22 protein-coding genes are annotated in these 24912 nt (G+C 71.1%); 9 read left to right on the top strand and 13 right to left on the bottom strand.

What is annotated here, in order from left to right; genetic code table 11:
* Positions 1 to 6 precede the first annotated feature (6 nt).
* The 3 genes from ABZT17_RS04580 to ABZT17_RS04570 all read right to left on the bottom strand — a co-directional run bounded on the left by ABZT17_RS04580 (position 7) and on the right by ABZT17_RS04570 (position 4164).
* Positions 7 to 2142 carry an EAL domain-containing protein gene (locus tag ABZT17_RS04580; protein WP_356343600.1) on the bottom strand — a complete coding sequence of 712 codons (2136 nt, stop codon included), beginning with the start codon at positions 2140 to 2142 and terminating at the stop codon, positions 7 to 9.
* Entirely contained in the window at positions 2139 to 2951 is an 813-nt protein-coding gene (locus ABZT17_RS04575; RefSeq protein ID WP_356343598.1) for an SAM-dependent methyltransferase, read from the bottom strand. The genes ABZT17_RS04580 and ABZT17_RS04575 overlap by 4 nt, the downstream gene beginning before the upstream one ends.
* Before the next feature lie 250 nt (positions 2952 to 3201).
* A complete protein-coding gene (locus ABZT17_RS04570; protein ID WP_356343595.1) occupies positions 3202 to 4164 on the bottom strand; it encodes an SCO0930 family lipoprotein in 963 nt (320 codons plus the stop codon).
* 923 nt (positions 4165 to 5087) lie between these two features.
* Between ABZT17_RS04570 and ABZT17_RS04565 the strand changes: the two genes are divergently transcribed.
* A complete protein-coding gene (locus ABZT17_RS04565) occupies positions 5088 to 5852 on the top strand; it encodes a DUF4239 domain-containing protein (protein WP_356343593.1) in 765 nt (254 codons plus the stop codon).
* A gap of 199 nt (positions 5853 to 6051) precedes the next feature.
* Positions 6052 to 6609: a hypothetical protein gene (locus ABZT17_RS04560; protein ID WP_356343590.1), complete on the top strand. Its 558-nt coding sequence runs from the start codon at positions 6052 to 6054 to the stop codon at positions 6607 to 6609.
* A 93-nt stretch (positions 6610 to 6702) separates the two neighbouring features.
* Here ABZT17_RS04560 and ABZT17_RS04555 read toward each other — a convergent pair whose 3' ends face one another.
* A complete protein-coding gene (locus tag ABZT17_RS04555; RefSeq protein WP_356343588.1) occupies positions 6703 to 7197 on the bottom strand; it encodes a hypothetical protein in 495 nt (164 codons plus the stop codon).
* Between the two features lie 331 nt (positions 7198 to 7528).
* On the opposite strand from ABZT17_RS04555, the gene ABZT17_RS04550 reads away from it, so the two are divergent.
* Positions 7529 to 8185, top strand: coding sequence for a class F sortase (locus ABZT17_RS04550; protein ID WP_356343586.1), 657 nt, complete (start codon positions 7529 to 7531; stop codon positions 8183 to 8185).
* Between the two features lie 30 nt (positions 8186 to 8215).
* Here ABZT17_RS04550 and ABZT17_RS04545 read toward each other — a convergent pair whose 3' ends face one another.
* Positions 8216 to 9055, bottom strand: a complete 840-nt coding sequence (locus ABZT17_RS04545) for a polysaccharide deacetylase family protein (protein ID WP_356343583.1) — start codon at positions 9053 to 9055, stop codon at positions 8216 to 8218.
* Between the two features lie 100 nt (positions 9056 to 9155).
* Positions 9156 to 12434 carry a bifunctional lysylphosphatidylglycerol synthetase/lysine--tRNA ligase LysX gene (gene lysX, locus ABZT17_RS04540; protein ID WP_356343581.1) on the bottom strand — a complete coding sequence of 1093 codons (3279 nt, stop codon included), beginning with the start codon at positions 12432 to 12434 and terminating at the stop codon, positions 9156 to 9158.
* Between the two features lie 89 nt (positions 12435 to 12523).
* Here lysX and ABZT17_RS04535 point away from each other — a divergent pair, with 89 nt between their 5' ends.
* On the top strand, positions 12524 to 12985 hold the full coding sequence (locus ABZT17_RS04535) for a universal stress protein (RefSeq protein WP_356343579.1): 462 nt from the start codon (positions 12524 to 12526) through the stop codon (positions 12983 to 12985).
* A 3-nt stretch (positions 12986 to 12988) separates the two neighbouring features.
* On the opposite strand, the gene ABZT17_RS04530 is transcribed toward ABZT17_RS04535, so the two are convergent.
* The 3 genes from ABZT17_RS04530 to ABZT17_RS04520 form a co-directional block, all read right to left on the bottom strand.
* The gene (locus tag ABZT17_RS04530; protein ID WP_356343577.1) at positions 12989 to 13663 is read right to left on the bottom strand and encodes a class I SAM-dependent methyltransferase; all 675 of its coding nucleotides are present in this window, start codon (positions 13661 to 13663) and stop codon (positions 12989 to 12991) included.
* Positions 13660 to 14079 carry a cytidine deaminase gene (locus ABZT17_RS04525; RefSeq protein WP_356343574.1) on the bottom strand — a complete coding sequence of 140 codons (420 nt, stop codon included), beginning with the start codon at positions 14077 to 14079 and terminating at the stop codon, positions 13660 to 13662. The genes ABZT17_RS04530 and ABZT17_RS04525 overlap by 4 nt, the downstream gene beginning before the upstream one ends.
* Positions 14080 to 14173: 94 nt before the next feature.
* Positions 14174 to 14992 (bottom strand): alpha/beta hydrolase, encoded by an 819-nt coding sequence (locus ABZT17_RS04520; RefSeq protein WP_356343572.1) that lies wholly within the window; start codon positions 14990 to 14992, stop codon positions 14174 to 14176.
* Between the two features lie 72 nt (positions 14993 to 15064).
* On the opposite strand from ABZT17_RS04520, the gene ABZT17_RS04515 reads away from it, so the two are divergent.
* Positions 15065 to 15538, top strand: a complete 474-nt coding sequence (locus ABZT17_RS04515) for a MarR family winged helix-turn-helix transcriptional regulator (protein ID WP_356343570.1) — start codon at positions 15065 to 15067, stop codon at positions 15536 to 15538.
* A 60-nt stretch (positions 15539 to 15598) separates the two neighbouring features.
* Here the strand turns inward: ABZT17_RS04515 and ABZT17_RS04510 are convergent, their stop codons facing one another.
* Positions 15599 to 16744: a CapA family protein gene (locus ABZT17_RS04510; protein ID WP_356343568.1), complete on the bottom strand. Its 1146-nt coding sequence runs from the start codon at positions 16742 to 16744 to the stop codon at positions 15599 to 15601.
* A gap of 232 nt (positions 16745 to 16976) precedes the next feature.
* On the opposite strand from ABZT17_RS04510, the gene ABZT17_RS04505 reads away from it, so the two are divergent.
* The 3 genes from ABZT17_RS04505 (at position 16977) to ABZT17_RS04495 (ending at position 19004) form a co-directional block, all read left to right on the top strand.
* Positions 16977 to 17522, top strand: coding sequence for a sigma-70 family RNA polymerase sigma factor (locus ABZT17_RS04505; protein ID WP_356343566.1), 546 nt, complete (start codon positions 16977 to 16979; stop codon positions 17520 to 17522).
* Positions 17523 to 17679: 157 nt separating this feature from the next.
* Entirely contained in the window at positions 17680 to 18195 is a 516-nt protein-coding gene (locus tag ABZT17_RS04500; protein ID WP_356343563.1) for a hypothetical protein, read from the top strand.
* 152 nt (positions 18196 to 18347) lie between these two features.
* The gene (locus ABZT17_RS04495; RefSeq protein ID WP_356343561.1) at positions 18348 to 19004 is read left to right on the top strand and encodes a zf-HC2 domain-containing protein; all 657 of its coding nucleotides are present in this window, start codon (positions 18348 to 18350) and stop codon (positions 19002 to 19004) included.
* Positions 19005 to 19039: 35 nt separating this feature from the next.
* On the opposite strand, the gene ABZT17_RS04490 is transcribed toward ABZT17_RS04495, so the two are convergent.
* The 3 genes from ABZT17_RS04490 to ABZT17_RS04480 form a co-directional block, all read right to left on the bottom strand.
* Positions 19040 to 19903 (bottom strand): DNA-formamidopyrimidine glycosylase family protein, encoded by an 864-nt coding sequence (locus ABZT17_RS04490; RefSeq protein WP_356343559.1) that lies wholly within the window; start codon positions 19901 to 19903, stop codon positions 19040 to 19042.
* A 40-nt stretch (positions 19904 to 19943) separates the two neighbouring features.
* Positions 19944 to 22019 (bottom strand): SpoIIE family protein phosphatase, encoded by a 2076-nt coding sequence (locus tag ABZT17_RS04485; protein ID WP_356343557.1) that lies wholly within the window; start codon positions 22017 to 22019, stop codon positions 19944 to 19946.
* An 86-nt stretch (positions 22020 to 22105) separates the two neighbouring features.
* Complete coding sequence (locus tag ABZT17_RS04480; protein WP_356343554.1) at positions 22106 to 23332, bottom strand: DUF6777 domain-containing protein; 1227 nt, start codon at positions 23330 to 23332, stop codon at positions 22106 to 22108.
* Between the two features lie 135 nt (positions 23333 to 23467).
* Here ABZT17_RS04480 and ABZT17_RS04475 point away from each other — a divergent pair, with 135 nt between their 5' ends.
* On the top strand, positions 23468 to 24889 hold the full coding sequence (locus ABZT17_RS04475) for a lipase maturation factor family protein (protein WP_356343552.1): 1422 nt from the start codon (positions 23468 to 23470) through the stop codon (positions 24887 to 24889).
* Positions 24890 to 24912: the final 23 nt, after the last annotated feature.

The raw sequence follows: 24912 nt of genomic DNA, 5'->3' as shown, positions 1-24912 counted from the left end.
CGGGCGTCAGCCCGTCGCGTCCACCAGGGCCAGCTCGTGCAGCCGGTCCGGTGGGCCCGGGCGGGCGTAGTACCAGCCCTGGGCCGTGTCGCAGCCCAGTATCCGCAACTGCTCGGCCTGGGCCCCGGTTTCCACGCCCTCGACCGTGACCGCGAGGTCCAGGCTGTGGGCGAGCGAAACGATCCCCTCGACGATCTTCAGATCCACCGGGTCGGCCGGGAACTGCTGCATGCTCTGGGTGAAGGAGCGGTCCAGCTTGAGGATGCTGACCGGGAGGCGGCGGAGGTTCGCCAGGTTCGAGTAGCCGGTGCCGAAGTCGTCGAGGGCGATGTCGACGCCCATCTCGGCCAGACGGCGCAGGGGTTTGAGCAGGTCGTCGTCGGCGCCGATGAGGGCCGATTCGGTGACCTCCAGGCACAGCGCGTCCGGTTCGACCCCCGCGCGCTCCAGGATGTCGACCGTGTCCTGGACCAGGCCGGGGTGGGTGAGCTGGCAGGGCGAGAGGTTGACGTTGATACGGAGGGGGCCGGCTTCGTCGTACCGTTCTCGCCACTCGCGCGCCTGGCGGACGGACTGTTCGAGGACCCAGCGGCCCAACGGCACGATCAGGCCGGTGTGTTCGGCCAGGGGGATGAAGCGGTCCGGGCCGAGGACGCCGTGCTGCGGATGCAGCCAGCGGACCAGGGCCTCCGCGCCGCGGACGCTGCCGTCGCCGAGGTGGACCAGTGGCTGGTACTCGATGAAGAACTCGCCGCGCTCCAGCGCGGCCGGCAGGGCCGTGGTCAGCCCGTGCCGGGTGATGGCGCGGGCGTCGGCCTCCTCGTCGGCGAGCTCGAAGCGGTTGCCGCCCGCCGACTTGGCCCGGTACATGGTGATGTCGGCGCTGCGCAGCACCTCCGCCGGACTGCGCTCGCCCGCCGGGCCCTCGACGATGCCGATGGAGCCGCGCACCGTCAGCTCGCGGCCGTCGATGCTGATCGGGGCGATCAGGGCGCCCATGATGCGGGCGGCCAGCTCGTCGACCTCGCTCTCGGTGTCGGTGCCGGTGGTCAGCGCCACGAACTCGTCGCCGCCGAGCCGGGCGACCATCTCGCCGGGTGCGGTCGTGCAGCCCTGCAGCCGGTCGGCGACCTCGACGAGCAGCCGGTCGCCGGCCGCGTGGCCGAGGCTGTCGTTGATCGTCTTGAAGCCGTCGAGGTCGAGGTAGCACAGCCCGAACCGCTGGCCCTCACCCGCGCCGAGGGCCTTCTCCAGGCGTTCGAAGAAGAAGGTGCGGTTGGGCAGGCCGGTGAGGGCGTCGTGGGTGGCCTCGTAGCGCAGGCGGAGGTTGAGCAGCCGGCGCTCGGTGGTGTCCTCCATGAGGGCGAGCTGGTACTGCGGGCTGCCGTCCGTGTCACGCAGCAGGGAGACCGTGAGGTTGGTCCACAGGACCGTTCCGTCGGGGCGGTAGAAGGCCTTTTCGACGTGGTAGTGCTCGCGCTCGCCGCGGACCAGCTCGTCGTAGAGCTTCCAGGTCTGGGGGGCGTCCTCCGGGTGGGTCCACTCCTGGACCCTGCGTCCGCGCATCATCGGGTCCGTGATGCCGAACATCCGCAGCAGCGCGCCGTTGACCTGAAGAATGTTGCCCTCGAGGTCGGCGATGCCGATCCCTATGGCCGCGCCTTCGAAGACGGCGCGGAAGCGGGCCTCGGTCGCGTGCAGCGCCTGGGCGACCACGCCCTGCGCCTTCAACGCGGCCGCGGAGATGGCCTCCTGCTCGGCCAGCGTCCGCTCGCGCAGCGCCTGGGCGAAGCCGGCCGCCATGGCGTGCTGGAGCTTGGCGGAACGGGCCCTGAGCTCCTCCTGGTCACCGTTCTCACCGCAGTACAGGACGAGATAGGCGTCCACGCAGTCCAGGGTGCGGCTCAGCGCCTCGGGGTCGGTGCAGTGCGCGGAGACAAGGGCGGCGCCCACCGCCCGGCCCTCGTCCGCCGCCGGTGTACGGGTGTGCAGGGCCTGGCTCAGCCGCCGGGCCAGCGGCAGGAGCTCCTCCTCGAACTCCGGCCGGGTCAGCGACGTGGAGGTGACCGGGAAGACCGCCCGGCTCCAGATCGTCGCGAACCGGCGCAGTCTGTCCTCCGGCCCGTCCGGCTCGGCGATCACGCGGTACGCCCCACGCCGGCGAACCCGGAGAAGGCATAAGGATCCTCGTCCTGCGGTGCCGTGTCCGGCCGCCAGTGAGGCATCGGCACCAGTCCCGGTTCCACCATGTCGTACCCCTCGAAGAACCGCGCGATCTCGTCGCGCGAACGCATGATCAGCGGGTTGCGGATGTCCTTGTAGACGTCCACCGTGCCCGCGGCCCGCTCCGGTGGAAGCGGGATTCCCTCGTACGAGGCATGGGTGAGGATCAGCAGGCTGCCGGGCGCGAGTTCGTCGCGCAGCCGGGCCACCGCCTCATAAGGGTCGTCCGCGTCTTCCACGAAGTGCAGTATGGCAACGAGAAGCAGCGCCACTGGCCGGTTCAGGTCGATCAGGCGGCGTACTTCGTCGCTGTCGAGGATCTCCCGGGGCTTGCGGAGGTCGGCCGCGGCGACGCCCGCGTCCTCGTTGCCCTCCAGGACCGCCTGGCTGTGTGCGACGGCGACCGGGTCGTGGTCGACGTAGACGACCCGGGCGCCGGGGCTGGCCGACTGGGCGACCTCATGGACGTTGCCGAAGGTCGGGATGCCCGAACCGACGTCGAGGAACTGGGTGATGCCCTCGCCCGCCGCGTACCGCACCGCGCGGCGCATGAACGCCCGGTTGGCCTGCATGATCTTCGGCAGGCCCGGCATGAACTCCATCGCCTTGCGGGCCGCCTCCCGGTCGACCTCGAAGTTGTGCGAACCGCCCAGGTAGAAGTCGTAGATCCGGGAGACGCTCGGCACCGAGATGTCGATGCTCAGTGGGGCCCAGGCGGGACGCTCCATCTATCTCTCCAAGGCTCGGGCGATCCGGTGTTCGAGCTGAGGCTACTGATCGCCTGCCAACGGGGCGAGCGGAAACGGAAATTGACCATCCGTTCCCGGTCACTGCCTGCGGCACGTGTCGTAGGCACCCGGTGAAAAAACGACAAAATGCCGCAACGCCAAAAGCGGTCCGCCCCCTCCGTGCGGTGCGGAGGGGGCGGACCTGCGATCGTGCGCGCGTCCGGTGCGGTCAACCCTGGGGAGGTGACGCCTACTTCTTCGGCGCGCCGATCGGCTTTCCGTCGGGCGACATGACGTACCAGGTGCCACCGACACCCTGGCCGTTGGTGTCTCCCGGCTTGGTGTCACCGGAGAAGGTGTACGCCGGCCAGCAGTCGACGGTCATCTGCTTGACGCCGTCGGGCCGGGTGAAGCCCATCAGGCCCTTCTTCTCGATGCCCTTGGTGTCGTCCGGCGAGACGATCCCGACCGCGGGCCACTTCTCGAGGCAGGAGCCGGTGCAGTTGGAGATCGGCTTCGGCCAGGCCACGTCCTTCAGGAAGCGGTAGACCGTCCTGCCGTTCTTGTCGACGACGATGTCGCCGAGCTTGGGGTCCTTGCGGACGGAGAGGCCGGGCAGGCTGGCCAGGGTGGCCTTCTTGCCGTCGGGGGCGAGCGCGAACCACTTGCCGCCCACGCCCTGCCCGGTGGTGTCCCCGGCCTGGGTGTCCTTGGCGTAGCGGTACGCCGGCCAGCCGCCGATGGTCAGCTGCTTGGTGCCGTCGGCGCGGGTGACCTCGCCGAGCAGGGACTTGTCGATACCGGCACCGGCCGTGGCGTCGTCCGCGGGAACCGGCGGCCAGGTCTTGGCGCAGTCGCCGTTGCAGTTGGACTTCGGCGGCTCGGCGGTGTCCTCGTCGAAGCGGTACAGGGTGAGACCGGCGCTGTCGGTCAGCGTCTTGCCGAGCTCGGCGTTGTCGCTGACGGTGAGCTGACCGGCGGGCGTGGTCTGGGCCGCCGCGCCCTGCTGTCCGTCGGCGCCATAACCGTTGCCGGGACTGGCGCTGGCGCTCGCGCCGACGCCCACGCTGCCGTATCCGCCGGCCGGGGCCGTGGCGCCCACGTTCTGGCTGCCCACCGACGTATTGCCGCCGCCCTGGCCGCACGCGGTCGTGAGGGCCAGGATGGCCGCGGCGCCCACCACGAAGGAGGCGCTCCGCCAGGAGGTCTTCATCGTCAACAACTCCCCATAGTCGCAAGGCTGTTGCAGCGCCCTGCTCTGTCGCCGCACGAGCATGGGTACGCATGGGACCTGCGGTTGTGTTCAACCGCCTCACAAATTTCTTTTCGGAACCTGTGCCACGCCCCGGCCATCTCGCACACATGTGCGCGTCTACGACCGTCCGAGTGGACGCCGATCAAACCGCCGTGCGGCCACAATCCCCCGTTCGGGCCAATCACCGCGCGCTCCGCCCCGCGCGGGCGCGCAAGGCCTCATGATCTTCGTCGTGCATGGACCCGAACCGACCCAAACCGCCTTCACCGCACGGGTGTTGACACTGGTGACGTTGACCTGGCTGCTCGCGGGGGCGCCGGCCGGCGTGGCCGCGGCCGACGCCTGCGCGTCCGCCTCGACCGGCCCGGACGGCACCCGGGCGGTGGCGGTCGCCGGAGGGACCGCGGTCGCCGGAAACCTCGACTGGCCGACTCCACCGGCCTGCCCGACGCCCACACCGACTCCGCCACCCACTCCGACACCGACCCCGTCACCACCTTGTCCGAGTCCCACCCCCACGCCGACTCCGACACCGCGGCCCACTCCGCCCCCCAAGCCCAGGCCCACCCCCACCCCCAAGCCGGCACCGAAGCCCGTGCCGCCGCCTCCTCCGCGGCCCGTGGCGCCGCGCCCCGCCCCCACTCCCCCGCCGGCCCCGGCACCGACGCCGCCTCCACCCCCGCCTCCGTCGCCTTCACCTTCGACGGAACCCACCCCGCATCCCTCGGTGGCACCCGTGAGTTATCCGCGGTACCGGGCCCCGATGCCCAGCCGCCCGACCCACGACAGCCCCTCCCCCCTCGTCTTCGTCCTGCTCATCACCGCGCCCGCCGCGATCGCCGTCGCCGCGCTGCGGCCCCGCTGACCCTTGGAGAGCTCTCTTGTCGAATTGGCTTGTTCTCACCCTCGCGATGCTCGCCGCGTGCGCCGTGGTGGTCATCGTCACCGTCGTACGGCACAAGGCCGCCCCCGAGGACGAGGACACCAGTGAGACCCCGGACGTCATCGAGTACATGACGATGTGGATCGGCGTGGTGTACGCCATCGTCCTCGGCCTGGCCATCGCCGGGGTGTGGGAGGGCCGCAGCGCCGCCCAGGACCACGTCCAGGCGGAGGCGGTCGCGCTGCACGAGATCTCGCAGCGGGTGCGGGTCTATCCGCCCGACGTCCGCGACCGCATTCGGGACGATGTCAACGCCTATGTCGGACAAGTCGTCACCACGGAGTGGAAGACGATGGCCGACCACGGCAGGGTGACCGCGCGCGGCAGCGAGCTCTTCCAGCGCATCCGTACCGATGTCACCGACTACCAGCCGAAGAACGACTTCGAGGCACAGGCCTACCAACCGCTTCTCGACCAGGTCACCGCCGCCGACCAGGCGCGCAGCGCCCGCTCGGACTCACTGGGGGCGACCATGCCGGGCGTCGTGTGGTTCGGGCTGCTGGCCGGAGCGGTGATCACCATCGGCATGATCTTCGCACTGCAGATCCGGCGCACGGCGCGCGAACTGATCCTAGCCGGACTGTTCTCCGCGCTGATCGCCTTCCTGCTCTTCCTCATCTGGGACTTCGACGCGCCCTACAGCCGCGGCATCACCGCCTCGGCGGAGCCCTTCCTGAACCTCTTTCCTCATATCAAGGCCTGACAGCCCCTCACCCAACGGGCCGTCCGGGAGACAGCCGCCACGCCGCGCATGTCCCCTGGGTGGCCCACACTCTTGCCCCATTCGCCCGACTGCGATCGCGCAGGCGCACACCTGTTCCTAGCGTTTCGGTCATCGAGGTGCATTTCTGGCGCAAGCGGAAAAGGTCCGCAGCTGCTCCTCGGGGACCCGGAGGATTCACATGCGCGCGATACGCGTCGCTTCGGCCGCACTGCTGGGCGTCTGCGCCCTCACCCTCTCCGCACCGGCCGCCGTCGCGAGCGGTGGCGGCAACATCACGCCGTTCGGCTTCAGTGTCCTGCCCTCGACCATCGCGGCCGGCGGCCAGGTCACGCTGCAGCTCAACCGGGACGGCGGCTGCAGAGGGCCGGCGACGGTCACCTCGGCCGTCTTCGACGCGGTCACGATCCCCCCGGGACGCTCGGCGGCGACCGCGACGGTCGACTGGGACGCCAAGCCCGGAGCCACGTATCAGGTGACGTTCACCTGTGACGGCGTGAGCGGGTCGACGGCGCTGACCATCGCGGGCGGCCGACCGGTGGGCCCGACACCGCTGCCGATCAACCCGGTCAACCCCATCGCCCCGCTCAATCCCGACCGGGGTGTGCGCGCCGGTGAGGGCGGCTCCATCGCCGGCTTCGACCTCAAGGAGATCGGCCTCGGCGCGGCGCTCATCGCGGGCTCGGTCGCGGCGGCGTACCACTTCTCGCGCCGCCGCACCGGCGAAGGCGGCGCCTGACCGCACAGTTCATCGCCCCGGAACCTCTCGGAGGTTCCGGGGCGAAGGCGTTGCCCGGCAAGAGCGGGGGCGAGCCCGGAATGCGGGGTGGGCTCAGATCCGCTTCTCCGCGCGGCGACGCATCCAGAACAGTCCGCCACCGACGACGGCCGCGGCCACGAGACCGCCGCCGATCGCCATGTCGGTCGGTGTGGCGCCCGTGGTGCTGCCGCCGCCGAGACCGCCGCGGACACCACCGATGATGGTGAAGGCAGCCGGGTTCGTCAGGGTCTGGCTGTTGCAGGTGACCGTGATGCTATGGGACCCAGTCGAGGCGTTGTTGTTGACGGTCGCCGTACCCCTCGACGTGTTGCTGGAGTCGACGCGCCTCAGGATCGTGGGCGAGAACGCGTCGGAGGTCGCGGTGGCCATGCCCGCCCCGCAGCCGTCCACGGTGATGGTCAACTGCCCACCGCGGGCGATGACGCTGGGCAGCGCGATGAGGTTGCTCAGGGTATTGGGCATGCCGTCGGCGACCGCCGCGGGCGCGGCGAGCGAGAGCGTGGCGACCACGGCGGCAGCGGCCGCCAGGGCACGAGTGGTACGCATGTGATCCTCCGCGGAAGACGCCCCGGGTCCGGTCCCCGGCATGTCGGCGAGAAAGCGCCTCCCGGAAAAACCCTCAGTTGCCGTGCGCGGGCCCGCATTTCGGCGATGGTCCGTCCTGGTGAGAGGACACGCCGGGCAATGAGCGCACAATCGGATATCACCGCAGGTCACGGACCGTCAGAAAATAACTTTCGACGGCGACTCGGATGGCGCACCCCTGTCGTACGGGCCACCCGTTCGCCTCCGCCCCGTCGCCGGTTCGGCGTGCGGGACTTAGCGTTCTCGTATGCGCGAATGACGGGGCGACGGCCGCGTCGAGAGGGGAAGCCGAATGTCTGCGTTCGAGCTGGCCGAAGAAGAGGAGCAGCCGAAGAAGCGCGCTCCTTGGGGCGTGATAGCGCTGGTTCTGCTGACCGGCCTCGCGCTCATTCGGAATGGTTCGGGAGAGTTCGACGTGGGTCCGCCGCAGCCCGCCTCGGCGGCCGCGGCGGACAGCCGGGTGCCCGGTTCCTTCGCCAGGACCCAGGCATTGCCGTTCTCCGCGCCGGACCGGGTCAGGATTCCCTCGATCCGGGTGGACGCCCCGGTGATGCCGGTCGGTCTGGACACGGACGGCTGGGTCGGGGCGCCGCCGCCGGAGGACCCGAATCTGGCGGGCTGGTTCACGGGGGCGGTCTCGCCCGGTGAGAAGGGCACCGCGGTGGTGGTCGGCCATGTCGACAACAAGATGGGCCCCGCCGTCTTCTACGGACTCGGGGCGCTCAAGAAGGGAAATCGCGTCGAGGTCGCCCGCAAGGACGGAAAGACGGCGCTTTTCGAGATCTACGGCATCGAGGTCTTCGCGAAGAACAACTTTCCCGGGGATCGCGTCTACGGCTCGAAGGGTGACGCCGAATTGCGGGTCATCACCTGCGGGGGCGGCTTTTCCAAGCAGCATGGTTACGACGGTAATGTCGTCGTCTTCGCCCGCCTGGTCGAGGTCCGCTGAGCGTTCCCCGACCGGGCGGGCGGAATCCGGTTACGCGTAACGCCGTCTCGGTACGGTCATGTGGTAGCCGGAGTCCAGCAGATGCGGCAGATAGTCCTTGAGCGCCCGGACACTCTGGGTGCGGTCGCCCCCGGCGTCGTGCGAGAGCACCACGACGCCGGGGGCGGCGCCGTCCTCGACGCGGTGCACGATGCTCCGGGTGCCCGGGGTGGTCCAGTCGAGGGTGTCGACCGTCCAGGCGAGGGGCTCCATGTCCAGTTCGGCGCCGAGCTGGAAGGCGGCCCGGTTCCAGGCGCCGTAGGGAGCGCGGAACCACTGCGGGCGCTCCCCGTAGGCGTCCTCGATGACATCGCTGGTGCGTTCCATCTCCGAACGGATCCCGGAGCGGGTGAGCGTGGTCAGCAAGGGGTGGGACCATGTGTGGTTGCCGACGACATGGCCCTCGTCGGCCATCCGTGCGAGCAGGTCCCGGTTCCAGTCGGCCTGTTCCCCGCACACGAAGAACGTGGCACGCACGTCGTACTCGGCGAGGGTGTCCAGGATGTGCGGGGTGTAGCGGGGGTCCGGGCCGTCGTCGAAGGTCAGCAACATGGTGCGACCACGGCCCGACATCCGCAGGAACGGCTCGTGCCGCACGGGGGGCCGGCCGGGTGCCGCGCGGGGCGGCCCGTATCCGGTCAGGGGCTGGAGGCGGTAGGCGGAGGGCTTGAGCGCGGCGCGCGCCTGCGGGCCGGCGGCCGGTACGGCGGGCCGCCGCACCGGCTCGTCGCCCTGACCGAGCGCGAACACACCGGCGGTGCCGGCCGCGCCCAGAGCGGCGACGCCGGCGATCAACGCCCGGCGCCGCGTGAGCAACTGATCCTTCTTCATGACTCATCAGTCGCCCGGCGACGGCCCGACGCCCCCCACCGACACCGGTGCGGCGGCAGGAAAACACCCGCTTGGCCCACCGGGTGCCCGCTGCGGTGGGTCAGCGACGGCGGACCAGGGGGAAGGGCAGGGTCTCGCGGATCGTCAGACCGGTGAGGAACATGACCAGGCGGTCGACACCGATGCCGAGGCCTCCGGTGGGCGGCATCGCGTATTCGAGGGCGTCCAGGAAGTCCTCGTCCAGCTCCATCGCCTCGGGGTCGCCACCGGCGGCGAGCAGCGACTGGGCGGTCAGGCGGCGGCGCTGTTCCACCGGGTCGGTCAACTCCGAGTACGCGGTCCCCAGTTCCGTGCCGAAGGCGACCAGGTCCCACCGTTCGGCCAGGCGCGGGTCGACGCGGTGCTGGCGGGTGAGCGGGGAGACGTCGGTCGGGAAGTCCTTGTAGAAGGTCGGCAGCAGGGTCCTCTCCTCGACCAGGCGCTCGTACATCTCGAGTACGACGTCGCCGCGGCCGTCGTCGGCGGTGTACGGGACTCCTGCGCGGTCGCACAGCCGTCGCAGCGCCGGCAGCCCGGTGTCGGCGTCGACCTCCTCCCCCAGTGCTTCCGAGAGCGCGCCGTGGACCGTCTTCACGGGCCAGATGCCCGAGATGTCGTGCTCCTCGCCGTCCTTGTGGGCGACGGGTGTGCCGAAGGCGGCGGTGGCGGCGCCCTGGATCAGTTCCCGGGCGAGGTCGAGCATCACGTCGTAGTCGGCGAAGGCCTGGTAGGCCTCCAGCATCGTGAACTCGGGGTTGTGCTTGTGGGAGACGCCCTCGTTGCGGAAGGTGCGGCCCATCTCGAAGACCTTCTCCAGGCCGCCGACGCACAGCCGCTTGAGGTACAGCTCGGGCGCGATGCGCAGGTAGAGGTCGAGGTCGTAGGCGTTGATGTGGGTGGTGAAGGGGCGGGCGTTGGCGCCGCCGTGGATCTGCTGGAGCATGGGCGTCTCGACTTCGAGATAGCCGCGCTCCAGCAGGCCCTGGCGCAGCGCCTGTACGGCGGTGGAGCGGTTGCGGACGACCCGGCGGGCGTCGGGGCTGGAGACCAGGTCGAGGTAGCGCATCCGGACCTTGGCCTCGGGGTCGGCGAGGCCCCGGCGTTTGTCGGGCAGCGGGCGCAGGCACTTGCCGGTGAGCTGCCAGGAGGCCACGAAGACGGTCGGTTCGCCCTTGTCGCTGGTGCCCGCGCGGCCCGTCGCGGTGATGTGGTCGCCGATGTCGATGTCGGCCGTGAAGCGGTCGAGGGCGGGGCCGGACTCCACGCGGGTGAGGGCGAGTTGGCGGTCGCCCGACCAGTCGCGCAGGACCGCGAAGACGATGCCGCCGAAGTCGCGGACGAGCATGACCCGGCCGGCGACGGTGACGTCACCGCGCTCGGGGAGGTCGGCGAGGGCGTGGGTGCGTGCGGGAATCCCCACGGGATAGGGATCCGTGCCGTCGGCACGCAGCCGGTCCAGCTTGTGGTGCCGCAGCCGTACTTGTTCGGGCAGGCCCGCGAGGGGGGTGTCGGCCCCGGCCTCGTCCCCTCCGTCGAGGCCGAGCGCCGACAGCGACGGCAGGCCCTGGGTGGTGGCGGGCCTGGACGCGCCCTTCGGGTGCCCCTTTCCCCAGAGTTTGCGCAGGGACGGTACCGAAACGAAGCCTTCGGCGATTCCGGAGGCCAGGCCGATACGGGCGAGGGCGCCGGTGTCGCCGTAGCAGATGAAGCGCGGATACCACTCGGGGTGGTACTTGGCGTTGGAGCGGTACAGGGCCTCCAGTTGCCACCACCGGGAGAAGAACAGCAACAGCCGCCGCCACAGCCGCAGCACCGGTCCGGCGCCGATGCGGGCGCCCTCCTCGAAGGCCGAGCGGAAGACGGCGAAGTTGAGGGAGATCCTGCGTACACCCAGCTTCGGCGCGGCGGCGCAGAGTTCGGCGACCATGAACTCCATGACCCCGTTGGGGGCGCTGCGGTCACGGCGCATCAGGTCGAGGGAGACACCGTCGCGGCCCCAGGGGACGAAGGAGAGCAGCGCGAGGAGACGGCCGTCCTGACCGAGCGCCTCCACGAGGAGACAGTCGCCGTCGGCCGGGTCGCCGAGGCGGTCGAGGGCCATGGAGAAGCCGCGTTCGGTCTCGGTGTCGCGCCAGGCGTCGGCCTTGTCGACGACCTCCTCCATCTCCTCGTCGGTAAGGGCGGCGTGGCGGCGGATGCGGCAGCTCGCGCCGGTACGGCGGACGCGGTGCACGGCCTGGCGGGTGACCCGCATGTCGCGGCCGTCGAGGTCGAAGTCGGCGACGTGCACGATGGCCTCGTCGCCGAGCTGGAGGGCGCCGAGCCCGGCGCGGGAGTAGGCCCTCGCGCCGTCCTCCGAGGCGCCCATCGCGGCGGGCGCCCAGGCGTGCCGGCGGGCCACGTCCAGCCAGACGGCGATGGCGTGCGGCCAGGCCTCCCGGTCGCCGACGGGGTCGCCGCTGGCGAGGCAGACGCCGGCCTCGACGCGGTAGGTGACGGCGGCCTTGCCGCTCGGCGAGAAGACGACGGCCTTGTCGCGGCGGGTGGCGAAGTAGCCGAGGGAGTCCTGGTCGCCGTAGGCCTTCAGGAGGGCTCGGATGCGGGGTTCCTCGTCGCCGTGCAGGGCGGACTCCATGCGCTGCGAACGGAACAGGGTGGCGGCGGCGTTGAGGAGGGCGAGGGCGCCGAAGAGGCCGAGCAGGAAGAACAGGGCGCGGGGCGGGCGGCCGTCGAAGGAACGGCCGGAGACCAGGCCGCCGCAGACCCGGTTGGCGGCCCACAGCAGGTGCTGGCTCTCCGGCAGCGTGCCGGGAAACAGGGCGACCAGGCCCCAGCCGACGAGGATGCCGACGGCGAGCCCGGCGAGCAGGACGACGACGGCGCGGCGGAGGGCGGCACGGCGGGAGGCGGCGTAGAACTCCTTGCGGGCGACGATCAGGACGGCGAGGGCGAGGCCGCAGACGACGAGGGAGGGGATGGACGCGGCGTAGAGGCCGAGCGCCACGCCCAGGATGTCGTCGAGGACGAGGAGTCCCAGATAGACGACGACCAGCCACCAGGCGATCTTCTTGCGGGCGGCGGTGGCGGCGGCGAGCAGGAAGAGGAAGACGGCGTAGGCGAGGTTGGCGCTGACGGGGACGATCAGCAGGTCGAGGAAGCGGACGACGGGGCGCAGCAGGGCGCGCAGGGGTGGGATGAGGGCCAGCAGGGCGCAGAGGAGTCCGAGGGCGCCGAAGAAGGCCGCGAATCCCTCGGGCACCCTGCCCAGCGGGCCGCTGCCGGGGGGCCGTATCGGACCCGGGGTGTCCTCGGTGGGGGCGGCCTGGGCGGTGGCACTCATGTTCCGACTGTAGGAAGCCGCCGGGCGCCTCGCCCGTCGAAGGGGCCCGGACGGCGGCGGGACCTGCGGTTTCCGATAGCCTCGCAGCCGTGACGGAACAGCACTCGCACCAGTTCGAGCGGGGCACGGACGGGCCCAAGGTCATCGTGGTCGGAGTGGACGGCTCCGACTCCTCCCTGCGCGCGGCGGCATATGCCGGCGGGCTGGCCCGGCGGCAGCGGGCGCTGCTGGCCGTGGTCTATGTCCAGCCGGTGATGGCGGCGGGCGCGGCGATGGGGGCGCCGGTCGCCGAGACGACCGACGAGATCGCGGAGAACCTCGTCGCCGAGATCCGTGAGGCGGCCGAGCGCACCAAGGGGATATTCGATGTGCGCTGGGAGTTCCACACCTTCCGCGGCGATCCGTACAGCGGCCTGGTGAAGGCCGCGGACGAACTGAAGGCCGACGCGGTGGTGGTGGGCGCCTCGGAGCAGGCGGGGCACCGGATCGTGGGGTCGGTGGCAGTGCGGCTGGTGAAGGCGGGACGGTGGCCGGTGACGGTGGTGCCGTAGGCGTCATCCCTTGCGGGCCAGCAGTTGCACCCCCCGCGACCGGTGACCGTTCATCGTGAGGACGTCGATCCGGCGCTCGGCCAGGAGGTCGAGGTCCCCCAGCAGGGCGCGCAGCCCGGCGAGGTCGTGGTGCCGGCACAGGGCGCCGTCGTCGGTGGCGAACACCCCGTACGGTGTGCCGAACCGGCGGGCGTGGGCGATGTAGCGCTCCTGGTCGCGCGCGTCCTCCTGCAAGGTCATGTCGCTGATGTACAGCAGCCCGCCGGGGGCCAGGACGCGGACCAGTTCGGCGATCAGGGCCCGCTGTGCCGCCTCGTCGGGGACGCAGGTGAGCACCGCGAAGAGCAGGACGAGATCGAGGCTCGCCGCCGGGTGGGGCAGGGCCGGCGGGGACGGGAGTACGGCGAGGCGCAGATCGGGCCTTGACCTGCGGCCGCGTTCGACCAGAGCGGGTGACGGATCGACCCCGGACACGTCGTCGAAGCCGAGGTCCGTCAGCTCGGCGGTGACCCGGCCGTATCCGCAGCCGTAGTCCAGGATCCGGGCGTCCCGGGCGACGGACGCCAGCCAGCCGTGGTGCACGGGGTGGGTGAAGGTCTTCGTCGCGCCCGGGCCGTTCCAGTACGCGAGGTGACCGCCCGTCTCATCGCTTTCGTCCGCTCTGTTCGCCGAGTTCATCCGGCCTCTTCGTCGAGCTGGTGGTCGGCCCAGACATAGCTTTCGGGCAGCAGGTGGGTGACGGGGAGGGTGCGGAGGTGGTCGCGTTCGCCGACGATGACCTCGATGGCCGGGAAGTAGTCGAGGAGCACCTGCCGGCACCGGCCGCACGGGGGGACGACTCCCCGGTCGCGGTCGCCCACGGCGACGATGGTGTCCAGCTCGTAGACGCCCTGCGCGGCCGCCGCACCGATGAGGACCAGTTCCGCGCACGGGCCCCCGGTGAAGTGGTAGGCGTTGACCGCGGTGACGATGCGCCCGTCCCGGGCGCGGGCGGCGGCCGCCATGGTGTGGTTGTCGCCCCGGCACCGGGTGCGGGCGACCTGGGCCGCGGCCCGGATCAGCTCGTGGTCGACGGGGTGGGCCGGCGTGGTCATCTTCTCCGCCTTCGTGAGGTGACAGGGTGCGCCACCATGTTGCCCTGTCACCTGCGGCCACCGGCCGGCATCTCCTTCCTGTACTGCCGTTCGGTCAGAGCGTGCCGAGGAAGTCGAGGAGCAGCTTGTTGAACTCCTCGGGGCGCTCCATGTTCGGATGGTGGGAGGTGCCCTCGACGAGCACCGCGCGCCCGTCCGGGACGGTACGCGCGAAGCGTTCGGCGTCGGCGATCAGGTCGGGTGCGTCGAGGGCGCCGTTGACGGTGAGGACCGGGACGTCGATCCTCGGCACCCGGGGCCAGGTGTCGGCCATCGGAACATGCCAGTTCCGTTCGCCCGGCGTGTGCTTGGCGAGGGTGTGCAGGGCCATCTCGGCCAATCGCTCCAGGATGGCCGGGTCGATGTCGTCGATTGTGCGGTTCGGGCCGGCCACCGCCCGCAGGAACACCTTCAGCCAAGCCTCGACATCGCCGGAGTGCAGCAGCCGGGCGGACTCCGTCACGAATTCCCGGACCCGGGGGTCGCTGTACTGGAAGTCACTGGTCGTGGCCCCGCTGAGGACGATCGCCCGCACCAGCTCCGGGTACTCGATCGCCGTGTCGCTCGCCGCGGCGCCGCCCATCGACACACCGACCAGGACCGCCGGACCGGCGTCCAGATGCTGGAGGAGGCCGGCGAGATCGTCGGCCCAGCGGAAGGGTTCGCTCGCGTTGGCCGACCAGCCGTGGCCGCGGATGTCCGCGGCGATCACCCGGTATCCGGCCGCGACGAGAGCCGGCGTCTGGGCGTCGAAGACGCGGTGGTCGACATAGCCGGGGTGGAGCAGGACCACGAGATCGCCCGCCCCGGTGTCGCGGTAGGCGAGGTCGCCGTCGGTGGATGCGTAGCGGCTGAGTTCCGAAGCAACTGTCATGACAACCAAGGTGTCATCCTCAGTCGACTTTGACAACCCGGTTGTCATGATGACTCGGTGCATGATGGCCGGGTGAACGACATGGACGCACCCCTGCCACCCGACGATCTCGGCCATCGCGTCAGCGAGGTGTTCGACCTGATCGGCGCGCTCTACCGGCGCGGCCTGCGCAAACTCGAACAGGGCGAGGAGGTCGAGGGAGCCTCCGTCGGCGTACGCTCCGTCCTCGTCCTGCTGCACCGGTACGGGCCCATGACGGTGCCTCAGATGGGCCGGGTCATGGCGCTGACCCGGCAGTTCGTCCAGCGCATGGTCAATGACGCGATGGACCGGGGCTGGGCCGAGGCCACACCCAACCCCGCACATCAGCGGTCCTCACTGATCCGGATCACCGACGAGGGCGAGGGCGTGATCACCGCGATCCTGGCACGCGAGCACGCCCTGAACCGGCAGGTCGGGGGCGAGCTGACCGAGGCCGAGCTCCGCGCGTGCGTACGCGTACTCAAGGAGATGCTGCGGACCTTCGACCATGTGGACGTGGATTGAACTCAATTGGGGCGAAGCGTCATATAATCCATGAAATATGCCGGTTGCGTGTCAATCCGGCTACTTCCCCATCACCAACCCATCCTTGGCCGCCCCCCGGCTCAGCACGACGTCCCTGATCCGGTCCCGTACGCCCTGCACATCCGCGCCCTGCTCGATCGCCCGGTTGAGGTTCACCACCCGACCGGCGTCGATGTCGAACAGCTGCGGGATGAACTCGGCCTTCGTCACCTCCCAGCGTCCGCCCGGCCGACGGGGTGGCGCGAAGGTGAAGCGGCCGATGGTCGACTGGTTGCCGCGCGGGTCCTGGACGCCCTGGTTGTTGAACATCTCACCGGCGATCTGGTCGCCCATGCCGTAGACGACCCAGGTGCCGTTGACCTTCTCGTACGCCTGCGGGATGTGGGCGTGGGTGCCGAGGATGAGGTCGATGTCGGGCCGGCCTCCGGTGCGGGACGCCGTGAGCTGCTGGGCGAGCGCGAGCTGCTGCTGGTCGGGCTCGTCCTGCCACTCGGTGCCCCAGTGCAGGGAGACGACGACCACATCGGCGCCGGCCCCGCGGGCGGCCCGGGCGTCCGCGATGATCTGGTTCTGGTTCATCAGGTTGACGGCCCACGGCTCGCCCGCGGGCAGCGGGAAGCCGTTGGTGTCGTAGGTGTAGGCGAGATGGGCGACCTTCGCCGGGCCCGCCCGCAGGATCGTGACGGTGTGCGCCTCGGCCTCGGTGCGGGCCGAGCCGGAGTGCCGGACGCCCACGGCGTCCAGGGCGTCCAGGGTGCGGCGGATGCCTTCGGCGCCGTCGTCGAGGGTGTGATTGGAGGCGGTGGAGCAGCCGTCGTAGCCGGTGGCGGCGAGGCCCTGGGCGACCTCGGGCGGGGACTTGAAGGTGGGATAGCCGGTGTAGTCGCCGTTCGCTCCGTAGACGGTCTCCATATGACACAGCGCCAGGTCCGCCCGGGAGACGACAGGCTTCACACCGGCCAGCATCGGCCGGAAGTCGTAGGCGTTGCCGCCGCCGTCGAAGCGGGCGCGGTCGATGATCGAGCTGTGCGGGAGTACGTCACCGGAGGCGACGAGCGTGAATCCGCGGGCCGGGGCCGGGGGTCCGGCCTTCGACGCCGCTTGGTGGTGCTGGGCCTGGCAGGCGGCGCCTCCGGCGAGGACGGCCGTGAGAGCCAGGGCAACCTGCTGTCTGCGTGCAATCATCAGCTCACCCCATGTTGGTCATATTTACTGACAAACCGTAAGGAGTGGCGCGGGTCGCCCCCGGCTCCGACCCGCCGATTAGCCCGTCCGGCGCGCGGCACAGGACATCCGGAGCCGTCCGTACCGGGCATGGGGACCGTTCGTCGTACCGTTCGTCGACGCGATCGACCGTCCGCCGCAGATCCCGGCACGGGACCTGTCCCGCGGCAGCCCCCTGCGGTGCCATACGCGCATGACGGCCGGAACCACCCTCACCGACCAGGCGACCGCCGAGCACGAGCTCGCCGCACTGCAGCGGGAGCACGGCCGGCCTCTCTTCGCGCTTCTCCTCCGGCTCTGCGACGGCGACCGGCAACGCGCCGAGGACCTGGTGCAGGAGACCCTCGTGCGCGCCTGGCAGCATCCCGAGGCGCTGCGCGCCGACGACTTCGACTCCGTACGGCCGTGGTTGATGACCGTCGGCCGGCGGCTCGCGATCGACGCGCGGCGGGCCCGGCAGGCCCGGCCGGCCGAGGTCGGGGACGCGGTGCTGGAGAACGCCCGGGTGATCGCCGACCATGCCGAGCGGGCCGCCGCCGCCCTCGATGTGCGCGAGGCTGTGAAGACACTCACTCCGGAGCACCGTGAAGTCCTGGTGCTCGTGTACTTCCAGGGGGCGAGTGTGGCCGAAGCCGCCGAGGCCCTCGGGATTCCGCCCGGTACCGTGAAGTCCCGCGCGTACTACGCGCTGCGCGCCCTGCGCCGGGTGCTTCCCGGATATGCGGCCGACCTGCGGTGAAACCGAGGGCTGAGTCAAACCTCCGTAAAGCGCCTTGCTGAGGACCCCTGTTGGGCCATCAGCTGTCCTCATCCGTGTTCCGGACTGGGGGGCTCGGGGTCCACACAACGGACCCTGCGCCGGGCGACGCGCACGCACCGGAGGAAGGCAGGAAGGGATGCTGCACAGAGGTCAAGAGAGCACGGACGGCACCGGCGGCGGTGAACTGGTCGTTCCCATGGCCTGGTTGTACGCCGAGTACATCGCCGACGAGCTGCTCAGGACGGGCGATCTGATGCCGCCGACGTCCATGGAGTTCCGCGCGGGGCGCGACGCCCTCGCGCTGACCATCTTCCTCTCGGACAAGGACGGCGAACTCTCCGGCATCCGGGTGGTCACCCAGCTGGAGACCTGGCTGTCGCTGACCGCCTACGACCAGCCGTGGCAGGACTGGGTACGGGAGCGGATGGCCGATCTCACCGCCGTGGCGGCCGAATCGTGCGCCCCCGCGCCCGACCTGGATCTGGCCGAGGCGGCCTGGCGCTGGCTGGAGGAGACCGAGTTGCTCGCGCCCGACCTGAACGCGGTGCCCGGCGGGGCCGTAGGGGTCGGCGAGGACGAAGGTCCGAAGGTGTGGACGAAGGCCTGGCAGCTCGGACTGCCCCTGGGGCATCTCGCCATCCACCTTTTTTAGATTCGTTTCGATCGGGACCAATCCTCGTGCCCTCCCGCTACGAATACCCGGGTTCACGATTCTGTGTGTGCCTTGAGTGAATCGGCGGTCTGGTGCGTACCGGTGGGAGCAAGGAGTAACCCACCCCGCACCCAACGGCACGAGGATTCGGCATGAGGTCCCAGGAAACGCACCGCGACGTCGCCGCGTACGCGCTCGGCGTGCTGGACGAGGCGGACGCCTTCCGCTTCGAGGACCACCTCATGGAGTGCGCGCGCTGCGCCGCTCACGTGACCGAGTTCGGGCCGGTCACCCGTCAGATGATGCTGTACCGCCGGGCGACGCCGAGGTTCGTGAACCCCATGACCCGGCCCGGCCCGCAGCTGCTCGACCGGCTGATGGGTGCGGTGGCGACCCGGCACCGGGCGACCCGCCGCCGCTTCCTGTACGGCCTGGCCGCCTCGGTGGCCATCGCCGCGGCCGGGCCCGGGGTCATGATGCTCGCGGCCGGCGGGGACCACCACGACGCCACGCAGATCGCGGCGACCGACGCGAGGACGGGTGTGTGGGCGCGGATCACCACGACGGACCAGGACATGGGCAGTGATGTCGAGCTGGAGATCAAGGACGGTGCGGGCCCCCGCTCCTGTCGGCTGATCGCCATCGGCGACGACGGCTCCGAGCAGACCGTCACCAGCTGGGCCGTCCCGAGCCATGACGCCCGCCCCATCACCATGCGGGGCAGCACCGCGATGCACACCGGCGAGATCGCCAAGTACGAGGTGCGCACCGAGCAGGGCGAGCACCTGGTGACGCTGAACCCCCGCTGAACCCCCGCGGGGCCCGCGGCTGTTGCGGAGGTGCGCTATTTCAGCAGCTTCGACATCCTCCGGTCCGCCAGTGGTTTGCCGCCCGTCTGGCAGGTGGGGCAGTACTGGAGCGAGGAGTCGCTGAAGGAGACCTCCCGGACGGTGTCGCCGCAGACAGGGCACGCCTCACCGGTGCGGCCGTGGACGCGCAGGCCGCTCTTCTTCTCGGCCTTGAGACGACCCGCCGCCACGCCCCGGGAGCGCTCGACCGCCTCGGTGAGGGTGGTGCGCAGGGCCCCGTAGAGGCGGGTGGTCTCCTCGGGTGTGAGGGACGCGGCGAGTTTGAAGGGGGACATCTTCGCCGCGTGCAGGATCTCGTCGCTGTAGGCGTTGCCCACCCCGGCGATCAGACTCTGGTCGCGCAGGGCTCCCTTGAGCTGGCGTCTCTCGGGTCGCAGGAGGTCCGCGAACGCCTGCTCGTCGAAGGACTCGGAGAGGGGGTCGGGGCCGAGGCGGGCGATGCCCGGGACCTCCCGTGGATCCCGGACGACGTAGACCGCGAGGCGCTTCTGGGTGCCGGCCTCGGTGAGGTCGAAACCCTCGCCGGTCTCCAGGGCGACGCGCAGGGCGAGGGGGCCCTTGCCGGGGCGCGGCGGGCCGTCGGGGAGCCGGTCCTTCCAGTGCAGCCACCCGGCGCGGGCGAGGTGGGTCACGAAGTGCGGGCCGCCGTCGGTGGCGAGGTCCAGGAACTTGCCGTGCCGGTGGACGGCGGTGACCTCGCGGCCCTCGAGCGCGCCCGGCGGAGGGTCGTACGTCTTCAGGACACTGATGGCGACGGGCAGCACCCGCACGATCTCGTGCCCGACCAGGTGCTCGGTCAGGAAGTCCTTGAGCGCTTCGACCTCGGGAAGTTCCGGCATACGTCCAGAGTGCCACCCGGCACCGACAGCGCCACGCGGGTCAGGGGTGCCCGCCCACCAGGAACTCGCACCACACGCACTTGCCGCCGCCCCGCGCCTCCACACCCCACACGTCCGTGAGCAGGTCGACCAGGAGCAGCCCCCGGCCGGAGACACCCGACTCCCCCGCCTCCCGGCGGCGCGGCAGGGCGCTGGAGGAGTCCTCGACCTCGACGCGCAGCCGGCGGTCGGTGCCGGTGAGGACCCTGAGGGTGACGATCGCGGAGCCCTCGGTGTGCATCAGGGCGTTGGTGATCAGCTCGTCGGCGACCAGTTCGACCTCGTCGGCGCGGTCCCGTGCGCCCCAGGCCCGGACGGCGGCCCGGATCATGTGGCGGGCGTGGGTGAGGGCCTCCGGGTCGCCGGGGGCCACGTGCTGCTGGAGCCGGCCGGCGGACCGCGGGGCGTCCAGGCCCCGGCGGCGCAGCAGGAGCAGGGCGACGTCGTCGTCGCCGCCGCGTTCCTCGGCGACGTCGATGAGGCGGTCCGCCAGGTCGCGTACGTCGTCGGGACCGTCCTTGATCAGCGCGGTGAGGGCCTTCATGCCGTCGTCGAGGTCGGCGCCGGGCTGTTCGACGAGGCCGTCGGTGCACAGCAGGAGGGTGTGTCCGGGGTCGAGTTCGAGGGTGCCGACGGGGTATTCGAGGCTGCCGAACTCGGCGGACAGGCCGAGCGGGAGACCGCCCTCGACGGAGACACGGCGGCAGCTGCCGTCGGTGCCCCGGATCAGCGGGTCGATATGGCCGGCCCTGACCACCTGCACGACCCCGGTGGACAGGTCGGCCTCGGCGTAGAGGCAGGTCGCGAAGCGGTCGGTGTCGAGTTCGTGGAGGAAGACGGAGGCGCGGGCCATCACGGTGGCCGGGGTGTGCCCCTCGGCGGCGTAGGCGCGCAGCACGATGCGCAGCTGGCCCATGACGGCGGCGGCGTGGGTGTCATGGCCCTGGACGTCGCCGATGACGGCGCCGACCCGTCCGCCGGGCAGCGGGATCAGGTCGTACCAGTCGCCGCCGATGTCCCGGCCGAGGGAGGCCGAGCGGTAGCGGACGGCGACGTCGGCACCGCGCACACTGGGGATGGTGCGCGGCAGCATGGCCTGCTGGAGACCGCTGGCGACGTCCTTCTCCTGCTCGTAGAAGGTCGCTCGCTGCAGGCTCTGCGCGATGCTGCTGCCGAGGGCGAGCAGGACGTTGCGCTCCTCCGGCGAGAAACCGCTGCGGTCGCTGTAGAGGAGGCCCATGGCGCCGATCGGGCGCGCCTGGACGATCAGCGGGAGGTAGGCGGCCGCCGTGATGTTCAGGTCGGTGAGGTGCGGCCACAGGATGGGGTAGCCCTCGGCGAACTCCTCCGGTGACTCGATGAAGCGGGGCGTGAGGGTCCGTACGACCTCGCTCATCGGGTAGGGCTCGTCGATACGGGTGATCAGGGTGCCGGGGACGAAGCTGCCCGCCGGCCCCTCGGCGATCAGCCGGATGCGGCCGGCTTCGACCAGGCCCATGACCAGGCTGGTGGCGCCGAGATGGGTCAGGCCGTGGGTGTCCTTGAGGACGTCGATGACGTCCTGGACGGTACGGGCGTGGGCGAGGGCGGCCGTGGTGAGCTGGACGACGTTGGTCTGCTCGCGCCGGGCCGCGTCCTGGTCGGCCTGCTCACGGCGGGCGGCGAGCTCGTCGAGCTCGTCGGTGGCGTCCCGGACGATGCCGATGATCCTGCGGGGGCGGCCCGTGTCGTCGCGGCGGATGTAGCCCTGGGTGTGGGTCCAGCGCAGGCTCCCGTCGCGCCGGCGGATGCGGAAGTAGGCGCCGTAGTTCTCGCTGCCGTCCTTCAGTGCCTGGGCGACCAGGGTGTCGAGCCGGTAGGCCTCCGCGCGCGGGACGCGGATCGCCAGGGTCTCGGGGTGGTCGTTGTACTCCTCGGGGCGCAGGTCGAAGACCTCGTGGGCCTGGGCGTCCATGTGGAACAGACCGCTGTCCAGGTCCCAGTCGAAGCTGCCCATGCGGTTGAGCGCCAGGATCGGGTCCGGGTGGGCGGGCCAGTCGTCCGGGAGAGACAGGGCGCTCACTCCCCGATCAACCATGGGGCCACCTTGCCAGGGTTTGCCCGATTCTTCGACCGGGACGACAGGGTTGGTTCACCGGAGTTCGGGCCGCGGCCCTGCCCCGGTCAGCCACCGAGGACGTCGGTGGGGCTGTCGAAGATGCTGCCGGTGGTGGTGCCGTCGGGGACCGGTACGCCACCGTCGGGCTGGTCGGGGGTGTCGGGCACGGTCGGCGGGCCGATGTCGGCGGAGGGGGTCCCGGGGGCCCGTGGCTTCCCGGGCGTGGTGGTCGGGCCGGTCGGGGTGGTCGTCCCCGGGGTGGCGGTCACCGTCGCCGTCGGGCAGCCGGTGGGCGGGGCGGACGGCTTCCCCGTGGCCACGGCGCCGGTGGTGGCGCCCGGGGTGACGGTCACGGTCGGGCGCGCGCAGTGGGTGGCGGGTGCGGACGCCGGAGCGGAACTCCCGGCGCTCGGCGAGGCGCCGACGCTGCCGGGACCGGTGCCGCTCTCGCTGTCGCCGGGGCTGGGGGCGGGCGTCGTCGGGTACGTCGGGGTCGGCTTCGGCTTCGGACGCTCCGGGGGCGGTACGACGTGGTCGTGATGGACGTCGTGCCCGATGGGCCGTTCGATCCAGGTGTTGCCGACGACGTCGACGATCGTGATGTGGGTGACGACCTGGGGTGCCGGGGTCACGACGATCACCTCGGTGGGCCGGTAGCCGGACCAGGGGCGCCCGTTGACACCGTGGGTCCCCTGTGCGGCGACGGGGGGCCGCAGCGGATTGCCGCAGGCGCAGCGCACCCGGGGGACGCCCCGGCCGTCGACGAGGACGGCGGTGCCGGCCTGGAGGACGGACTGGAAGGTGGTGAGCCCGCCGTCGCGGAAGCCGTGGTTGGTGACGCGGGTGTCGGCGCGCAGCGCGACGGGGGCGAGGCCGCGCAGATAGTCCGGGACGGAGGCCTCGGAGATGCCCTCGGCGCGGGCGAAGGCGCGGGCCTTGGACGGGTCGGAGGTCAGGTAGTCGATCTGCCGGTTCACGTCGCAGCTGCCGACGCGCTCCGTCCCGCCGTAGAGGCCGGGGGTGGAGCCGGAGACCGAGCGCACGGCCCGGGAGGCGCCGACCGGGGTCGCCCGGGCGGCGGGCGACGGGGTGGCCGGCGACCTGCCGGCCGGCGAGGTGGCGGTGGAGTCGGTGAACGGGTCCGGTCCCCGGGCCGCGGCCGGCTGCAGGAACACCTCTCCGCTCTGGCTGTTCGAACTCGTGGCCCTGTCGCCGTTGCCGCCGCAGCCGGCGACGATGAGCGCCGCCGAGAGCGCACAGGCGGTGACGAGGGTTCCGGTGACTCTGTGCACCTGGTCCTCCTGCCTCACTTCAGGCAATTCGTCACCATTGTCTGCTTCACTCTCCTGGGTTACGCAAGCGGAGGAGGGTTACACGGAGCGTGACATAGGGTTCCGGCGCGACACTGGAGCGAGGAGGGCACGGCCGTGGACTGGTTCACCGCACCCGACTACTGGATGAGCCGGCTGGTCTTCCAGCGCGCGCTGGCCGGTGTGTATCTGGTGGCGTTCCTCACGGCGGCTCTGCAGTTCCGCGCGCTGCTCGGCGAGCGCGGCATGCTCCCGGTCCCGCGCTTCACGGCGCGGGTGCCCTTCAGACAGGCGCCGAGCCTGTTCCAACTCCACTACTCCGACCGCTTCTTCGCGGTCTGCGCGGGGACGGGCTGCGCGGTGTCCCTGGCCCTGCTCGCGGGCCTGGACGGCCGGCTCCCCCTCTGGGCCGGGATGTCGCTGTGGCTGCTGCCCTGGGCGCTCTACCTCTCGATCGTCAACGTCGGCCAGACCTGGTACGCGTTCGGCTGGGAGTCGCTGCTCCTGGAGGTCGGCTTCCTCGCCGTGTTCCTCGGCAACGACGAGGTCGCTCCCCCGTTCGTCGTCCTGTTCCTCCTGCGGTGGATCCTGTTCCGGGTCGAGTTCGGCGCGGGGCTGATCAAGATGCGTGGCGACGCCTGCTGGCGCGAGCTGACGTGTCTGGACTACCACCACGAGACCCAGCCGATGCCGGGCCCGCTGAGCTGGTTCTTCCACCATCTGCCGAGGCCGGCGCACCGGGTGGAGGTGGCCGCGAACCATTTCACCCAACTCGTCGTGCCGGTCCTCCTGTTCGCCCCGCAGCCGGTGGCCACGGGGGCGGCCTCCCTGATGATCGTCACACAGCTCTGGCTGGTCCTGTCGGGCAACTTCTCCTGGCTGAACTGGATCACGATCGTCCTGGCCGTCTCCGCGCTGCGGCTCCCGGCGGACGCGCCCTCCGTGCCGGACGCCCCGCTGTGGTACGAGGTGCTGGTCCTCGCGGTGGCCGCCCTGCTCATCGCCCTCAGCCGGCGCCCGGTGGCCAACATGATCTCCCGCCGCCAGGTCATGAACCGCTCCTTCGACCCGCTCCATCTGGTCAACACCTACGGCGCGTTCGGCAGCGTCAGCCGGCTCCGGTACGAGGTGGTGATCGAGGGCACGTCCGACGAGGTACCGAGCGAGGACTCGGACTGGCGGGAGTACGAGTTCAAGGGCAAGCCGGGCGACCCGCGGCGCTGGCCGCGCCAGTTCGCCCCGTACCATCTGCGCCTGGACTGGCTGATGTGGTTCGCCGCGCTCTCCCCGTCCTACGCCGGCTCGTGGTTCGGCACGCTGGTGGAACGCCTCCTGGAGAACGACCGCGACACCCTGCGGCTCCTGCGCCGCTCCCCGTTCCCCCCGGACGCCCCGCCCCGCTTCATCCGGGCGCGGCTGTTCCGCTACCGGTACACGAGCTGGCGGGAGCTGAGGGAGACAGGGGCGTGCTGGGAGCGGACGTACGTACGGGAGTATCTGCCGCCCACCCGTTTGGCGGGGGTGAGCCGACCGTCCTGAGACATGCGTCGAGGCCAGGGTGA

The organism is Streptomyces sp. NPDC005648 (genome assembly GCF_040605395.1).
GTDB lineage: Bacteria > Actinomycetota > Actinomycetes > Streptomycetales > Streptomycetaceae > Streptomyces.
The sequence above is the reverse complement of the archived record's forward strand: the minus strand, read 5'-3'. Positions and strand labels throughout refer to the sequence as shown.

Excerpts from the sequence above, each read along its gene's own strand:
- ABZT17_RS04555 (WP_356343588.1), bottom strand. The coding sequence starts at position 7,197 with ATGCGTACCACTCGTGCCCTGGCGGCCGCTGCCGCCGTGGTCGCCACG.
- ABZT17_RS04550 (WP_356343586.1), top strand. The coding sequence starts at position 7,529 with ATGTCTGCGTTCGAGCTGGCCGAAGAAGAGGAGCAGCCGAAGAAGCGC.
- ABZT17_RS04485 (WP_356343557.1), bottom strand. The coding sequence starts at position 22,019 with ATGGTTGATCGGGGAGTGAGCGCCCTGTCTCTCCCGGACGACTGGCCC.
- ABZT17_RS04495 (WP_356343561.1), top strand. The coding sequence starts at position 18,348 with ATGAGGTCCCAGGAAACGCACCGCGACGTCGCCGCGTACGCGCTCGGC.
- ABZT17_RS04490 (WP_356343559.1), bottom strand. The coding sequence starts at position 19,903 with ATGCCGGAACTTCCCGAGGTCGAAGCGCTCAAGGACTTCCTGACCGAG.
- ABZT17_RS04560 (WP_356343590.1), top strand. The coding sequence starts at position 6,052 with ATGCGCGCGATACGCGTCGCTTCGGCCGCACTGCTGGGCGTCTGCGCC.
- ABZT17_RS04530 (WP_356343577.1), bottom strand. The coding sequence starts at position 13,663 with ATGAACTCGGCGAACAGAGCGGACGAAAGCGATGAGACGGGCGGTCAC.
- ABZT17_RS04500 (WP_356343563.1), top strand. The coding sequence starts at position 17,680 with ATGCTGCACAGAGGTCAAGAGAGCACGGACGGCACCGGCGGCGGTGAA.
- ABZT17_RS04545 (WP_356343583.1), bottom strand. The coding sequence starts at position 9,055 with ATGAAGAAGGATCAGTTGCTCACGCGGCGCCGGGCGTTGATCGCCGGC.
- ABZT17_RS04525 (WP_356343574.1), bottom strand. The coding sequence starts at position 14,079 with ATGACCACGCCGGCCCACCCCGTCGACCACGAGCTGATCCGGGCCGCG.
- ABZT17_RS04505 (WP_356343566.1), top strand. The coding sequence starts at position 16,977 with ATGACGGCCGGAACCACCCTCACCGACCAGGCGACCGCCGAGCACGAG.
- lysX (WP_356343581.1), bottom strand. The coding sequence starts at position 12,434 with ATGAGTGCCACCGCCCAGGCCGCCCCCACCGAGGACACCCCGGGTCCG.
- ABZT17_RS04520 (WP_356343572.1), bottom strand. The coding sequence starts at position 14,992 with ATGACAGTTGCTTCGGAACTCAGCCGCTACGCATCCACCGACGGCGAC.
- ABZT17_RS04510 (WP_356343568.1), bottom strand. The coding sequence starts at position 16,744 with ATGATTGCACGCAGACAGCAGGTTGCCCTGGCTCTCACGGCCGTCCTC.
- ABZT17_RS04570 (WP_356343595.1), bottom strand. The coding sequence starts at position 4,164 with ATGAAGACCTCCTGGCGGAGCGCCTCCTTCGTGGTGGGCGCCGCGGCC.
- ABZT17_RS04575 (WP_356343598.1), bottom strand. The coding sequence starts at position 2,951 with ATGGAGCGTCCCGCCTGGGCCCCACTGAGCATCGACATCTCGGTGCCG.